The organism is Heliorestis acidaminivorans (assembly GCF_008933955.1).
Classification (GTDB): Bacteria; Bacillota; Desulfitobacteriia; order Heliobacteriales; family Heliobacteriaceae; genus Heliorestis; species Heliorestis acidaminivorans.
On sequence record NZ_WBXO01000005.1, the window covers coordinates 1 to 13,900 of the forward strand.

Sequence of the window (13,900 nt, forward strand, 5' to 3'; positions counted from 1 at the left end):
CACCCCCACCCCCCCGACCACGACCCCAAAGAATTATAGATAAAAGATATCGAGAACTAAGATATAGAGCAATAAGCAGTAGAGGCCTAAGCAGTAGAGCAAGAAGCAGTAGAGCAAGAAGCAGTAGAGCAAGAAGCAGTAGAGCAAGAAGCAGTAGAGCCAGAAGCAGTAGAGTCAGAAGCTGTAGAGCAAGAAGCAGTAGAGGAAGAAGCAGTAGAGCAAGAAGCTGTTGAGCAAGAAGCAGTAGAGAGAGAAACTATTAAAGCCGAAGAAAAAGAAGTAGAGGCTGAAGAAGTAGCAGTAAGAGACGAATCTGCTGAAGCAGTAGAGTCAGTAGATATTAAGACTGATGCGGAAGAAGTAGCAAAGATAGAGGAAGTTAAAGAAAAAGCAGAAGAGATTGCTGATGTGGTAGCAGAAGCATCAGAAGCATCAGAAGTCGTATCAGAGGAAGTAAAAGAAGAAAAAGAGTCAGATGCAGATGAAGCAAAAGGGCCTTCCTTAAACTTAATTGGTTCTAGTAAGAGCCAGCGCACAGGACGCAGTCGTAGTAGAGAGCAAGCTAACAGACCAAGAGCTTTTGGCCGCCCTTTAGCCGCTCCACCTACAACATCTGCACTTGAGAAAGAAGAAGCATCTAAAGAAATAAGCATGAGCAATCTTGTAAAAGGAACTTCAGCAGAAAGAAGTAGTAGAAATCAACGGACTATTCGTCGAATAACTGCGGCTGTACCGAAAGAAGAGGTAGTTACACAAGCAAGCACAAGCTCCAGAAAAAGCTCTTCAGCTTCATCAAACCGATCAGGGTCTTCACAACGGAGTCAACGTGGCCAATCGAAGTGGAAGATTGTACTCGTTTTGCCAGGCGACAACTTAACTAAGATAGCCCGAAGAAATAAAGTAACAGAAGACGCTATACGTCAGCTCAACCAGCTAGATGCAGAAGGTACAATCGAGACAGGTCAAACATTGATGGTGCCTAGAGAAAGCTTGAAATGATGCGGTTGCTGTGACAAAAAAAGAAAAATGGTTAAAACCTCATAACGTAGCTGAAGAGCTAAATGTGACAGAAGAGAAAGTTTTAAGTTGGATTATTTCTGGTAATTTGCCTGTCGTTGATTTTGATGGTTCTGGAGACTATAGAATTCGAGAAAAAGAATTTCATAAATTTATTGATCAACAACAGACCAAAACAGCGATGGCTTTAGAGCAACTGAAGATGCAGATTGAAGAAGAAGCAATTATTTTTGAAAACCTTTATGAATGGATGCAAGAAGAATATAAAATGCTGACAACACAATATCAGAACATTGACGATTGTCTGCTAGATGTTTTAGAACAATACAAAGAAGGTTGGGAGCGCTGTTTAACATCTGGAGAAAGAGCCAAAGCTCAGGTCTATCAGGAAGCGATGATGGAAATATATAACCGCTGGGAAAAGCCCAAGCAAGACTATCAGCAATGGTTGATGAACCATGAGAAAAGATGGCAAATCTTTATGGCTCAATTAGGGCCTATGCTAGAGACTAATGCTGGTCTTATGGCTCCGGCCGATCCTTATCTAGCTCTTAATATGTCTCAAGTCAAAAGTGCATCAACTATGGACTCTTTTGTTGAATCAAAACGACATCAAAAAGATCTTTTCCAAGCTTTATATCTCTGGATGAAGAGAGAAAACAATACTTTATTAGACCACTATAAAAGAATGGAACGTACCATCAATAGAGTTGTAGATAGCTTACAGCGTAAAGCTAAAAAGTCTAGTAAGAGCATGGAATTTGAGCGGGGGCAAACTTTTCAGGAAACTGCGGCTATGCTATATCGACAGTGGGAAAAGGTGCGAAATGACTTCAATCGACATCATCTCTTAGGACAGCAACGGTGGTCTCAGTGTCAAAGTAAAGTAAAAATGAGCCTTGCTAATAGTCGCAGTTACTCGTCGCAAAGCGATTCTGTTGGTCACGGTGCCAAAATGGTAAGTACTTTTGATGATGATGATCAAGAGCCGGAATCCACATAAAAAGGATTCCGGCTCTTGCCGTCTAAGAAGTATTATAGTGAAGTATTATAGGGTATAAGAAATAAAAGGAAACATGAAAGATGTCGGTTAAAAGAGAATAATAGTGTAACTAGGCAAAAACGACAAGAAAATACAAGATGTGACGGAAAAATCTGTTAATAACTATGTGGATATTGTGAATAAAACCAATAAGAATGTTTCAATTTCAATAAAAATTAAAGAAAGGTGTCGGGACTTTGTCATGAAAATAGGTCTTTTGCAGTTTTCAGTCTGTCGAGGAGAGTTGGAAAAAAACGAAACTATTATAGATGCTTATATGAAAGAAGCAGGGGAGATGGCTCCAGATGTTATAGTTTTACCTGAAATGTGGACTAGAGGCTACGATTTAGAAAATCTTCATCTCCATAAGGATTTAGAAGAGCTAAATGGTGAAAGGACTGCCCAAAAGCTAAAAAAATGGGCTCTAGAGACAGGCGCCTACATTGTAGGCGGCTCTACAGCCCTTAGAAAAAGTAACACCAAGGGTTTTACTAATACTATGTATGTAGTCAATCCCCAAGGTGAGAAGATACTTACTTATGATAAAGTTCATCTATTTCGTCTGATGCAAGAAGATCGTTATATGGTAGCAGGCCAAGAAAAGGGGAATTTCTACATTAAGGAGTGGCCTTGCGGTGCTATTATTTGTTATGATCTTCGCTTTCCCGAATGGGTACGCCAAACCATCCTAGCTAATCAGGGACAGATGCTTTTTGTTGTTGCTCAATGGCCCCAAGTAAGAGTGGCTCACTGGCGCACACTTTTGCAAGCTAGAGCCATAGAAAACCAAGCTTATGTCATTGCCTGCAATCGCAATGGTGCTGACGATGATGGCACTATTTTCGCTGGTCACTCTATGGTCATTGATCCTTGGGGAGAGATTGTAGCGCAAAAAGGAGAAGACGAAGGCTGGCTTTGGGTTGATATTGACCCGAATAAGGCAGTTGAAGTGCGAAAAAAAATCCCCATTTTTGCCGATCGCAGGGTAGAGCTTTATTAGTTTGCTTTCTTTGACCTTACTGCTTCGTTGACTTTCTCGTTAACTTTACTGTTTCTTTCATAAAGAATTCGTAGACCTTCGAGGGTAAGACTTGGATGAATGTAATTAACTTCTGAACAGTCTTGTCCAATCAAAGAAGCAAAACCACCAGTAGCGACCACTTTTACTTCTTGACCTTCTTCCCACATTTCTGACTTGAAACGTTTCACTAGCCTATCTACCAGACCGCGATAGCCATAGTATATACCGGCTTGCATGCTTGCAGTTGTATTTTTACCAATGGCTTGATCTGGGCGCTTAATATCAAATCGAGGTAGCTGTGAAGCTTGGTCGACTAGAGCTTCCACAGAGATGCCTATGCCAGGACAGATAACGCCGCCGAGAAAATCGCCTTTGTCATTGATAGCACATATGGTAGTAGCTGTTCCTAGGTCAACAGTGATAATAGGGCCACCGTAGATATGTAAGGCCGCTACAGCGTTGACAATGCGGTCAGCACCTAAACCTTTGGGGTCATCGATACGTAAGTTAATACCTGTTTTGATTCCCTTTTGAACGACAAGAGGTAGAATTCCCCATTGCTCTTGAAACAGTTCGGTGAAAAGGGGATTTAGAGGTGGTACGACAGATGAGATAATTACACCATCGATTTGAGTAGCTTCAATAGCATGGTTTTCCATGGCTTCTAGCATCAAAATGGTATATTCATCTTTGGTTTTATGACGGTCTGTTTGTAAACGCCAGCTAACGGAGACCTTGTTCTGCTCATCAAAAAGAGCTGATACTATGTTGGTGTTACCAATATCTAGTACAAGAAGCACCCTATAATTCCTCCAAGCATTCCAATAAGGATATCCTTATTATTCACTTGAAAAAGAAAATATCCTCCCCAAAAAAGAGAAATTACTGGTTGGCCAACTTTCCTTCTTTAAGCAGTGTTAAATCTTTTCCAAGCTCCTCTTGGAGCTGTAACATTTTTTTTATATAATGGTGAGCAACCTTTCCTGCTTCGGTGAGGTGGACACCCGTATTCGTACGAGTAAAGAGGGTTACATTTAAGTTTGATTCGAGGGACTGAATCTGCGAACTTATGGCTGGTTGTGTAAGATGTGCCAATTTAGCTGCTTTGGAAAAGCTTTTTACTTGTGCTACGAGACAAAATACTTCAAGTTGGTTAAAGTTCATTGACCCACCCCACTTCATTTTATAAATTTACCCTACTAGTGTAAATGAGAACATGTTCAAATACAAGCCGTCAAAATAAGGAGCGACTGTAAGCCCTGTCATGGTAGAAGCAGGATTTTTTTGTATAGTTCTCGAAATTAAGTGTAACATTAAAGTATCGTTACGTGCGGAAAGGGGTCATTGGTATGTTTCGGATCACCTTTTTCGGGACTGGCAATGGGCTTAGCTATCCTAATCGGGAAAATACTTTTTTTCTGGTACAGCACTTGCCTAAGAATAGCGCTTATCTAGTTGACTGTGGTGGTTCTCCGTGGGCTAAATTGGTCAGAGCAGGTGTTGGGCCTGAAGATCTGAAAGCCCTTTTGATTACTCATGGTCATGCTGATCATACCTATGGCTTACCTGCCTTAATTCAGAGCCTTTGGCTTGCTGGTAGGAAGAGTCCGCTTCCTATCTACTGTCCTTCTGGCGCAGAAAAAACTATTCAAGGTCTGCTCGATTTATTTCATTTGCCTTCTAAGCCTAATATGTTTGAAATTATCATTCAAGACCAGCCCTTAGAGCGAGAAACAGAGGTCTTGACTGATGGAGGATTACGAATCACAACTTTTCCTGCTTTACATGGCATTCCTACCATGGGAATGATTTTTTATGAGAAGATAAGAGATAGAACTGTCAATGTTGTTTACTCAGCAGACACTGTCTACAATCCTATGTTAGAGACCTTAGCTCATAAGGCTACCTGTCTAATACATGAATGTAACGGTGCAGAGCAAGCTCTAGGACAACACTCTTCTATGCACGATGTTGTTAGGTTGATGAAGAAAACAGAACCAGAGCAAGTTGTACTAGTGCATCTTACGGAAGGGGAAAATTACTCGACTCTGATGGAGAAGTACGATCTGAAACAGCCGAAGTTTTTAATTGCTGAAGATGGCATGAGCTTACGAATTTCTTAAGTTCTTTTATAGAAGCTATTTCTAATAGCTACTGTGCTAGTTAAATTTTTGTCCTCGTAAAGCTTCATAGTGCTCATAAGCTTGTCGAACCAGCCTGATTAACAGGCTAGTGTGACAAGCTTTTTTTTATTATAGCTTGAAAATATTAGACATGGTTGTCTAGCTTTATAGTCAAAGGTTAAGCAAAAACTAGAATTACTTTAGACAAAACCTTGGAAGGAAGACTAAGAATCTGGTACTATTTAGTTGGCGAAACGATTAACTCAGGGGAGGTGCAATATAGTGGCCTTCGTAACCTTTCGTGAAGAACGTTGTAAAGGCTGTGCTCTTTGTACAACTTATTGTCCTGTTAATATTGTCACTTTAGACAAAAGCCGTTTTAACAACAAAGGATTCCATCCAGCTGTCGTTACGGATATGGAAAAATGTAAGGGTTGTGCTTTTTGTGCTCGCATGTGCCCTGACTTAGTCATAGAAGTGGAAAAATAAAAAAGTAGGTGAATCTTTTGTCAGAAAAGGTGCTCATGAAAGGGAATGAAGCTATTGCTGAAGCGGCCATACTTGCTGGTTGTCGTTGCTTTTTTGGCTACCCTATTACACCTCAGAATGAATTAATTGAGTATATGGCCCGCCATCTGCCTGAGGCTGGCGGTACTTTTTTGCAATGTGAAAGTGAAATTGGCGCGATTAATATGGTTTTTGGCGCTTCTTCAGCTGGTGTTCGGGCTATGACTTCTTCATCTAGCCCTGGAATTAGCTTAAAGCAAGAAGGTATTTCTTACATAGCTGGTGCAGAGCTTCCTGCCGTGATCGTTAATATTGTAAGATGTGGCCCTGGTTTGGGAGGCATCTTGCCTTCCCAGAGCGATTACTTCCAGTCCACGCGCGGTGGTGGCCACGGTGACTATCGTATGTTCGTCTTAGCTCCTAATTCAGTTCAGGAACTGGCCGACTTAACACTCTTAGCTTTTGAGAAAGCTGATGAATATAGAACCCCAGTTATGATTCTAGGTGATGGCATCTTAGGTCAGATGATGGAACCAGTTGTATTGCCTGAAAAAGCGACTATAACAGTAGATAAACCATGGGCTACTACAGGTCGTGGTAAAAGAGGCAAAAACAATCTTGTCTCATCACTCTTCTTAAATCCTGAAGAGCTAGAACAACACAATTTTAAGCTTCAGCGCAAATATGATCTGATGAAGGAAAAAGAGACTCGTTGGGAGTCTTACCTTACGGAAGATGCCGAGGTTATTGTAGTTGCTTATGGTTCAGCGGCTCGTCTTTCCATGGCCGCTGTCAATATGGCTAGAGAGCAAGGGATCAAAGCTGGTCTGATTCGACCGATCACTCTTTTCCCTTTCCCAGATCAGCCAATTAGGGCTCAGGCAGAGAAGGGTACTGCCTTCCTTGCTGTGGAGTTAAGCACAGGCCAAATGGTGGAAGATGTGCGCCTCGCTGTAGAAGGTCGTAGTCCTGTCCATTTCTATGGCCGTTGTGGTGGCGTTGTTCCTGATCCGAAAGAGATCTTAGAAAAAATTGTAGCAATCAGAGCTTTACAAGAGGCTAGATCAGAAAGCACCGAAGGAGGTGCGGCCTAAATGACTAGAAAAGTATACAGTAGACCGCAGAGTGTAGTGGACATGCCTTTTCACTACTGTCCCGGTTGTCATCATGGCTTGATTCATGGCTTGATGGGTGAAGCTTTAGATGAACTTGATCTGACAGAAAAAACTATTGGTGTTGGCCCTGTAGGCTGTGGTGTTTTCGTCTATGATTATCTTGATACAGATATGATCCAGGCTTCTCACGGTAGAGCGCCAGCTGTTGCAACAGGTGTCAAAAGAGCTTTACCGGATCGATTCGTTTTTACTTATCAGGGTGATGGCGATTTGGCCGCTATTGGGACTTCCGAAATCATCCATGCCGCCGCTCGAGGTGAAAACATTACGGTCATCTTCGTTAATAATGCTATCTTCGGCATGACAGGTGGACAAACAGCACCGACTACTCTAGTGGGACAAACGACAACGACAGCTCCAATTGGGCGTTTAGAAGAAGTAGAAGGAGCTCCTATTCAAGTCTGCGAAATGTTGAATACTTTGCAAAAACCTGCTTTAATCAGCAGAGTATCTGTTCATAATCCAGCTAATATTATGCGCGCCAAAAAAATGATCAAAAAAGCCTTCCAATGTCAGCTGGAAGGTCGTGGTTTTAGCTTCGTTGAAGTTTTATCATCTTGCCCCACGAACTGGCGTATGAATCCTTTGCAAGCTCTTCAGTGGATAGAGGAAACTATGAGTGCTTACTACCCCATTAAAGACTTCCGCATGCCAGAAGGAGGGCAATAAGATGGAACATCGCATTATCCTCGCTGGCTTTGGCGGTCAAGGCGTTATGTTAACAGGCCAACTTATGACTTATGCTGGCATGATGGAAGGCAAAGAAGTAGCTTGGATTCCTTCTTATGGACCAGAGATGCGCGGCGGCACAGCAAACTGTAGTATTACTATTGCTGATAAGCCTATCGCTTCACCTATCGTTTATGAGCCTACCGTAGCTATCGTACTTAACCAACCATCATTAGAAAAGTTTGCTCCCAAAGTTGTACCTGGTGGTCTTTTGATGATCAATTCTTCTCTCGTCAATGGTCAAAGTGACCGCACAGATATTCGTCAGATCGGATTAAAGGCAAATGACTTGGCCAATGAGATCGGAGACTCTAAAGTAGCCAATATGGTTATCTTAGGCAGTCTTATCGGCTTGACTGGTATTATCTCTATGGAATCGATTCTAGAATCTTTGAGAAAAGTCTTGCCACCGCATCGCCATAAGCTTATTCCTATGAATCAGCAAGCTCTGGAAAAAGGAATGGAGCAAGTACTTTCTCTGTCGTAAGGAAAATCACTCCTTCGTTCGCCGAGCAGGCGCTGGTTGTCTGAAGAGAAATGGCAGGCCTTGCTTCTTTTCATCCCTTGGATCGGGCAAGCGAAAAGCAAGGAACAAAGCTAGGACCTGAATTATTGCAATACTAATAAAGAGCCAAGGCATAGGTATAACCTTGAGAAAAGCGCCAGCTACAAGAGGCAATAGCGCAACTGGGGTGGCGAAAAGGTTGGAGATACTTACGTAGATAGGCCTTTTTTCTTCTGCCGTTGTCTCCATAAGATAATTAACAAAGCCGAGCCAGCCGCCAAGAACCATCCCTAGCGTCATAAAGCCTAAAAGGGTAACAATGATGGATATTAACCCTGTTACTTGTCCTGAGAGGAGTATGAGTAAGGGTACTATGATATTCGTAGCAAGTGTAGCCATAATTGTTCTTTTGTTGCCCGCTTTATCGCTTAAGTAACCCCAGAGCAAGCCGCCAATAACTTGGCCAATAATTTGAAACATGACAATAAAGCCGATGAGCCAGGCAGGTAAAGAGCCTGTTTGTTGCACATAAAGGATATAAAAAGGAAAACCAATAATATTGAAGCCCATAAGTACCTGCACGATCAGCATTTTGCTAAAAGATGGATGATCTTGCAGGTATTTTGGTACATGGGTAACTACATAGCGTGCTGAAACTTTTCTTTCTTTTGCATCTTTCTTAGGTGGATCTTGGGTCATACGAATGGCAAAAATAGAAGCCCAGAGTAAGAACAAGGCGAGAAAGAAAAGTAAGGCAAAGTTATAAGGAAAGGCAAAGTCAGGGGAAGAAAGAACTCTTTGAACGACAAAAGCTCCACCAAGTGCTCCCAGTCCACCTAGAGCTTGCATAGTACCTAGTAGTTTTCCACGATGGGATTCATCAATGGTGCGGCTATAAATATCCATCCAAGATACTTGCCCCATTCCTTCACCAAAAGCAAAGACGGTGAAAGTTACAAAAAAGGTTACCACAATCACAGTAGGTGATAATCCAAACCAGATAGCTAAGACGGGCAAGATGAGCAAAGAACGGGTAAAAAGATGTAAACGTGATTGAAAAAGGTTAAGATTTTGCGCTCCTGCAACCCAACCGGCGATTAGAATCTGAGGCAGGAAAAAGCCAATCGATCTAATAGCGGCCGCTAAGCCTACGAGAAGTGGTGAATCTGTAAGTCCATTCAAAAAGAGGGGAATCAATACGTTGGCATCAAAAAAAGCGAGTGCCGAAAAGTAGAGAGCACCGTTAGCTGTAAGAAAAATAAAGTTTCGTTTATCTAACTTGTCACGCCATTGCAAGGATAGAGATCCCCCTAACATAAATTATGTCACAATCGTCTTATGTAGTTAAGTTCCCCGAGATTTTAAGTCCCATTCTGGAGAAAAAAACCTTGCTATCCCTTTGTAGTTCATGTAGCTTTGCACAATGAGGCTTATAAGGCTTATAAAGGTTAGAGAAAAGGCCAAGAAAAAAGTAGTGCAGAATCATAAGAATAACAAAGAGAGCTTATTTCTCCTTAGTGAGAAATAAGCTCTCTTCGGTATATCTGCAGTTTCCCCAGAGACCTCTTCTAGGCCTTTTCTTCCAAAGTAGCTACAGGGACTTCTATGCGCTTACCTTCTTCTAGTAACTTCACTTGTGCCGTTTCTTTCTGGCGATTTACTTCTTCTATCCAGACAGAGCTTTGCTGATATTGTACTTCGATTGTATCGGGCGATTGTAGGATTTCTTCGGCTCTCTGCGCTTCCACAGCAAGAGCACCTCCTTTTTTCACATACCTTTGTAGGTAGCATAGGAAAAAAGGTAAAAAGCATGCATGGATAAAATTGCCTGTTCTGTGATAACAATAGTACTAAGAGTATTAAGGTCTTAAAGTCTGCTGTAGATAGTTAACAGGTACAGCAAGGCCAATTATGGAATCGTCATCGCTTTCTTGACGTAAGGTAGCAAAGATGACAGCGACAACTTCACCTGCTTCGTTGAGGACAGGGCTACCACTAGAGCCTTGATATATGGTGCTTTCGATCATCCATACAGGTTCATTCCAGTTGCGTAGTCTGGTAAGTCCTACGTATTCTCCTTCTTTGACGACTTTGGAGAAACCAAGAGGATTTCCTATGATCAATAACTGTTCTCCTACATGAACTTGTGCTCTCTCATCAACGGGCAAAGCTGGTAGGTTGGCGCCTTCTATTTTTAACAGGGCCAGATCAATTTCAGGGAAAGACTTCTGCTCTTGTACTCGGTAGACTTGTCCACCACGGGAAAAATTGACATAAATAACTCGGGCATCGGCGATAACATGATGATTAGTCACAATAAGTCCATCTGAGGAAATGTTAAAACCTGTACCTCTACGTCCTAGAGCTTCTACATGGACGACAGCTTGCTGTAGAGCCTGAATTTCCGTATCCTGGGCTAGCTCTTGGGAGCGTGTTAAAAAGTCTAGCGGTGGTAGTCTCAATCCATAAGTACTGCCTAATAAGACTAAAAATAAAAAGATTAAACCTGTAGCCAAGCCCACGGTGCGCACAAAACGAGCTGATTGCTCTTTCTGTTTGCGCAAATCATTAACTTCATCGTCTTCTTCATAACGTTCGTTAAGCTCTTGAAAAAGATCCATTTCCAGTTGTTTTTCCATCTCCGGTGGTACGGGAACATCCCAATAGGCTTTGTTTTCTGCCTTTTCTTCTCTAATTACTGCAGGCAGGCGCTTTTTTTTCTCGGGCACTTCTGAGTTTTTTTCTTCTACCAAATTTCATGACAACTCCCTTACAAAGAGCCCTACTTATAACCAGATTTGATTGAATATCCAAGCATATTCTCGTATGCTATAAATATCTACTCCCTGTTTAACAAAGGGATTTCCCGCGGAAATCAAAAGAGGAGGGAAAGATATGATTGGTCCTTTACCAGAAAAGATGGTTTCCCGTTGCTATGAAGCTATAAAAATTCGCAAATCTAGGCGTAACTTTAACGGAAAAGCCTTAGATAAAAAGGATATTGCTTTGATGGAAGAAGTTTGTGAGACTTTTCAACCTTTTGAAGGTCTTCGGGCTGTCTTCGTCAATGGACCGCCTGACGATGTTTTTACAGGCGTAGCAGGTTCTTATGGTAAAGTAAAAGGTGCACCAGCTTATCTAGCTTTTGCAAGCAAAATAGATCTGCCCGATAATGATGCCAAGATTGGCTACTTGGGAGAAGGCATTATTTTAGAAGCCACTGCGGCTGGTTTGTCGACTTGTTGGGTAGCAGGCTTTTTCTGTCCTGCAATGGTAAAAGATCAAATAAACTTGCAAGAAGAGGAGAAAATCTTCGCTGTTACTCCCCTAGGCTATACCGATAAAGGGCTCAATTTCGAAGAAAAGGCTATGTCTTTTCTCGTCAATTCAAAAAAGAGAAAGAGCCTAAAAGAAATAACCTCTGGATCTGATTATAAAAAGTGGCCTACAGCGGCTCAGCAAGGGCTAGAGGCTCTGCAATGGGCTCCTTCTGCTGTTAACCGTCAACCTTGGAAGGTAAGAAGAGAAGGTGACGACTTTGTTATCTCTACTGATGCTCTACAAGGTGTCTCTAATATCTCCAAAAGACTTGACTGTGGTATTGCTATGCTACATTTTGAGCTAGCCCTTCGTCATCATGGTCAAGAAGGACAATGGCATTTTCTCGAAGATCCCGATGTAGCAAAATGGTCTGTTAAGCCAAGTTAAGCTCTTAATTTGGCTTATCTTTTTCTATTATAGAGTTGTAAAGAGGGCTAATGCAATGGTAGGTACAGGAGAGTCCGTCGACAGGATGTTGCGAATTCAGTATAATTAGCTGGAACAGAAGAAAAGGATGAACACATATGGTAGATGAAAAAGAAAGAATCTTGCGGGAACAACTAGAAGTAATCAAGTACCGTTTAGAGTTACTTGGGCAAATTGAGGAAAAATTAAAAGAAATGAGAGCTCTTGCTGTCTATGCCTCAACTAATGATTTAAGTGAAGAGGAAGTAGAAAAAATTCAGGAATGGGTCGATCGCTTACAAGATGAAATTGCCCAACTGAATGAAGAAGCAGAAGTATTCTCGAAATCAGAATATATAGAACCTAATAGAATTATTCATTGAAAACTATTACATATAGTTGACAAGCAGACCTTAGCAAAGAAGTCTCTCAATAGGTCGATCAGGGGGAGGGATTGCTCTTGCTTCTAACAGAAAAAGAAAAAGAATTGCTACTAGCAATTCTAAAAAAAGAACGTATTAAGCTTTTCCAAGGAAAAGAGAAAAAAGAGAGCATCGAAGCAATGATTCACAAGATAGAACAATCGATGCGCAACGTTAAGGTGAACGAAATTCCCAAAAAGTTTGATACCTTCAAAAAATAAATCTGTTCAAAAGTTTGCTCTTAACGCAAAGGTGCTACAAAGGCTTCTAATTCACTTTTGCTGGAAATAGCACCCATTTTAACATTTTGGATAACACCGTTTTTATCGATAAAATAGGTTGTTGGTAAGCCTCCTACGTGATAGGCCAGGGTAACGTCTCCACTTTCATCGAGTACGATGGGGAAAGTGATCTTAGCTAGTTCAAGAAACTTATTGACATCTCTTAGATCATCTTGAAAAGTAAGATTAACACCGATGATAACAACGTCATCTTTGTTTTCTGCATAAAATTGATTCATATGAGGCTTCTCTGTTAAGCAGTAGGGGCAGGTAGTTGCCCAGAAGTTGAGCACGATAGGCTTTCCTTTTACATCTGCTAAAGATAGAGTCTCTCCATCTAATGATTTAAGTGTAAAGTCAGGAGCTACCTGTCCTCTTAAGCCAAAGGAAGTTGTAGTTGTACCGCGCTCTTCATCAGCACCGCAACCTCCCAAGAACAGAGCTAGGGCGAGTAGTAGAAAGGGAAGCAGGTAACGGTAAGCTTTTTTCATCTTTTTCCTCCTAGAAATACCCCCGAGGGTATTGCGTGTTTTCGTTTTAATAGTACTTGCTTTTGCATTGAAAAGCAAGCCTTCGTGAATGTGAAGAGTTTCCAGTAGCTTTATTGTATATTTACTCTGATAACTAGCTTCCCCAAATCAAAAAATCTAAATCAAGAATGAACTAAGAAGAAGAAGACCTTGTGCGGGTAAAGTGCACAAGGTCTTCTTCTTAACAAAAAAACATATGAATTACAGAAGCAAAGAATTACAGAAGTAAGCTGTTAGCATACATTTTTCATTCAAAAGAGCTATTCTTTAACGTTGAGAGCGGAACGTAACTTGGCAAGATCGAGAATGTGTTCTTGTTCCTGCCGAATCAATTCACGTACAGGTTCTTTGTCAGTATCGGAAACCAAGCGAAGTAGTTCGTTGAAAAAGAGAATAGATTCTTTCTCAAAGCGAAGGGCCAAATCAATAGCATCTTGATCACTCTGAATCTTAGCAAGCAATTTCTCGATTTCTTCTGCTTTACCAAAAACATTATCTTCAATTAAAAACTTCATATAAGCTTCATATTCACCATCATATTGCTGAGGAGTCTGGTAATCACCAAGACGATCTCGTAGATTCTGAAAATCTTCAATATGTTGGCCTTCTGCTTTTGCAAGATATTGTAGAACAGGTCGTGCTTGCTCGCTTATTACCTTATCGAGCAGAGCTTTGTAAAAGGCTTCTCCGTTCCGTTCAATGGCAATAGCAAACTCAACAACTTCAGCAGACTTAAATAACATTTTCCCCACTCCTTTTCCTGACCATGAACATGTTATCACAAAACACAAAAAGCAGTCCAGTAAAAAGAGTCAATAAAGA

18 protein-coding genes are annotated in these 13,900 nt (G+C 41.3%); 11 read left to right on the plus strand and 7 right to left on the minus strand.

The annotated features are described in order from the left end of the window. Positions 1 to 408 precede the first annotated feature (408 nt). From F9B85_RS07525 to F9B85_RS07535, 3 genes are all read left to right on the plus strand, one after another. Complete coding sequence (locus tag F9B85_RS07525; protein ID WP_151619785.1) at positions 409 to 999, plus strand: LysM peptidoglycan-binding domain-containing protein; 591 nt, start codon at positions 409 to 411, stop codon at positions 997 to 999. A gap of 10 nt (positions 1,000 to 1,009) precedes the next feature. Beyond that, entirely contained in the window at positions 1,010 to 2,020 is a 1,011-nt protein-coding gene (locus F9B85_RS07530; RefSeq protein WP_151619786.1) for a MerR family transcriptional regulator, read from the plus strand. Positions 2,021 to 2,261: 241 nt separating this feature from the next. Next, positions 2,262 to 3,059: a carbon-nitrogen family hydrolase gene (locus F9B85_RS07535; RefSeq protein ID WP_151619787.1), complete on the plus strand. Its 798-nt coding sequence runs from the start codon at positions 2,262 to 2,264 to the stop codon at positions 3,057 to 3,059. Here the strand turns inward: F9B85_RS07535 and F9B85_RS07540 are convergent. Beyond that, positions 3,056 to 3,880 (minus strand): type III pantothenate kinase, encoded by an 825-nt coding sequence (locus tag F9B85_RS07540; RefSeq protein WP_151619788.1) that lies wholly within the window; start codon positions 3,878 to 3,880, stop codon positions 3,056 to 3,058. The genes F9B85_RS07535 and F9B85_RS07540 overlap by 4 nt on opposite strands. A gap of 82 nt (positions 3,881 to 3,962) precedes the next feature. Further along, positions 3,963 to 4,244 (minus strand): LysR family transcriptional regulator, encoded by a 282-nt coding sequence (locus F9B85_RS07545; protein ID WP_170270310.1) that lies wholly within the window; start codon positions 4,242 to 4,244, stop codon positions 3,963 to 3,965. A gap of 185 nt (positions 4,245 to 4,429) precedes the next feature. On the opposite strand from F9B85_RS07545, the gene F9B85_RS07550 reads away from it, so the two are divergent. From F9B85_RS07550 to F9B85_RS07570, 5 genes are all read left to right on the plus strand, one after another. Then, entirely contained in the window at positions 4,430 to 5,203 is a 774-nt protein-coding gene (locus F9B85_RS07550; protein WP_151619790.1) for an MBL fold metallo-hydrolase, read from the plus strand. A gap of 282 nt (positions 5,204 to 5,485) precedes the next feature. Further along, the gene (locus F9B85_RS07555) at positions 5,486 to 5,692 is read left to right on the plus strand and encodes a 4Fe-4S binding protein (protein ID WP_151619791.1); all 207 of its coding nucleotides are present in this window, start codon (positions 5,486 to 5,488) and stop codon (positions 5,690 to 5,692) included. A 17-nt stretch (positions 5,693 to 5,709) separates the two neighbouring features. Continuing rightward, the gene (locus tag F9B85_RS07560; RefSeq protein WP_151619792.1) at positions 5,710 to 6,804 is read left to right on the plus strand and encodes a 3-methyl-2-oxobutanoate dehydrogenase subunit VorB; all 1,095 of its coding nucleotides are present in this window, start codon (positions 5,710 to 5,712) and stop codon (positions 6,802 to 6,804) included. Continuing rightward, complete coding sequence (locus F9B85_RS07565; protein WP_151619793.1) at positions 6,805 to 7,554, plus strand: thiamine pyrophosphate-dependent enzyme; 750 nt, start codon at positions 6,805 to 6,807, stop codon at positions 7,552 to 7,554. It abuts the gene before it with no gap. Position 7,555: 1 nt separating this feature from the next. Next, the gene (locus F9B85_RS07570) at positions 7,556 to 8,101 is read left to right on the plus strand and encodes a 2-oxoacid:acceptor oxidoreductase family protein (protein WP_151619794.1); all 546 of its coding nucleotides are present in this window, start codon (positions 7,556 to 7,558) and stop codon (positions 8,099 to 8,101) included. 6 nt (positions 8,102 to 8,107) lie between these two features. Here the strand turns inward: F9B85_RS07570 and F9B85_RS07575 are convergent, their stop codons facing one another. The 3 genes from F9B85_RS07575 to F9B85_RS07585 form a co-directional block, all read right to left on the minus strand. After that, positions 8,108 to 9,415, minus strand: coding sequence for an MFS transporter (locus F9B85_RS07575; RefSeq protein ID WP_170270312.1), 1,308 nt, complete (start codon positions 9,413 to 9,415; stop codon positions 8,108 to 8,110). 272 nt (positions 9,416 to 9,687) lie between these two features. Beyond that, complete coding sequence (locus F9B85_RS07580; protein WP_151619796.1) at positions 9,688 to 9,867, minus strand: H-type small acid-soluble spore protein; 180 nt, start codon at positions 9,865 to 9,867, stop codon at positions 9,688 to 9,690. A gap of 111 nt (positions 9,868 to 9,978) precedes the next feature. Continuing rightward, positions 9,979 to 10,872: a S1C family serine protease gene (locus tag F9B85_RS07585; protein ID WP_151619797.1), complete on the minus strand. Its 894-nt coding sequence runs from the start codon at positions 10,870 to 10,872 to the stop codon at positions 9,979 to 9,981. 142 nt (positions 10,873 to 11,014) lie between these two features. On the opposite strand from F9B85_RS07585, the gene F9B85_RS07590 reads away from it, so the two are divergent. The 3 genes from F9B85_RS07590 to F9B85_RS07600 all read left to right on the plus strand — a co-directional run bounded on the left by F9B85_RS07590 (position 11,015) and on the right by F9B85_RS07600 (position 12,488). Continuing rightward, positions 11,015 to 11,827: a nitroreductase family protein gene (locus F9B85_RS07590; RefSeq protein ID WP_151619798.1), complete on the plus strand. Its 813-nt coding sequence runs from the start codon at positions 11,015 to 11,017 to the stop codon at positions 11,825 to 11,827. Positions 11,828 to 11,964: 137 nt separating this feature from the next. Further along, positions 11,965 to 12,228, plus strand: a complete 264-nt coding sequence (locus tag F9B85_RS07595; RefSeq protein WP_151619799.1) for a hypothetical protein — start codon at positions 11,965 to 11,967, stop codon at positions 12,226 to 12,228. A gap of 77 nt (positions 12,229 to 12,305) precedes the next feature. After that, positions 12,306 to 12,488: a hypothetical protein gene (locus F9B85_RS07600; RefSeq protein WP_151619800.1), complete on the plus strand. Its 183-nt coding sequence runs from the start codon at positions 12,306 to 12,308 to the stop codon at positions 12,486 to 12,488. A gap of 20 nt (positions 12,489 to 12,508) precedes the next feature. Here the strand turns inward: F9B85_RS07600 and F9B85_RS07605 are convergent, their stop codons facing one another. Both F9B85_RS07605 and F9B85_RS07610 read right to left on the minus strand, forming a co-directional pair. After that, entirely contained in the window at positions 12,509 to 13,039 is a 531-nt protein-coding gene (locus F9B85_RS07605) for a TlpA family protein disulfide reductase (protein ID WP_151619801.1), read from the minus strand. A gap of 299 nt (positions 13,040 to 13,338) precedes the next feature. Further along, the gene (locus F9B85_RS07610; protein WP_151619802.1) at positions 13,339 to 13,821 is read right to left on the minus strand and encodes a ferritin-like domain-containing protein; all 483 of its coding nucleotides are present in this window, start codon (positions 13,819 to 13,821) and stop codon (positions 13,339 to 13,341) included. Positions 13,822 to 13,900: the final 79 nt, after the last annotated feature.

Bases quoted from the DNA above. Each gene is read 5' to 3' on its own strand.
- F9B85_RS07565 (WP_151619793.1), top strand. From the start codon at position 6,805: ATGACTAGAAAAGTATACAGTAGACCGCAGAGTGTAGTGGACATGCCT.
- F9B85_RS07535 (WP_151619787.1), top strand. From the start codon at position 2,262: ATGAAAATAGGTCTTTTGCAGTTTTCAGTCTGTCGAGGAGAGTTGGAA.
- F9B85_RS07610 (WP_151619802.1), bottom strand. From the start codon at position 13,821: ATGTTATTTAAGTCTGCTGAAGTTGTTGAGTTTGCTATTGCCATTGAA.
- F9B85_RS07595 (WP_151619799.1), top strand. From the start codon at position 11,965: ATGGTAGATGAAAAAGAAAGAATCTTGCGGGAACAACTAGAAGTAATC.
- F9B85_RS07590 (WP_151619798.1), top strand. From the start codon at position 11,015: ATGATTGGTCCTTTACCAGAAAAGATGGTTTCCCGTTGCTATGAAGCT.
- F9B85_RS07605 (WP_151619801.1), bottom strand. From the start codon at position 13,039: ATGAAAAAAGCTTACCGTTACCTGCTTCCCTTTCTACTACTCGCCCTA.
- F9B85_RS07550 (WP_151619790.1), top strand. From the start codon at position 4,430: ATGTTTCGGATCACCTTTTTCGGGACTGGCAATGGGCTTAGCTATCCT.
- F9B85_RS07545 (WP_170270310.1), bottom strand. From the start codon at position 4,244: ATGAACTTTAACCAACTTGAAGTATTTTGTCTCGTAGCACAAGTAAAA.
- F9B85_RS07570 (WP_151619794.1), top strand. From the start codon at position 7,556: ATGGAACATCGCATTATCCTCGCTGGCTTTGGCGGTCAAGGCGTTATG.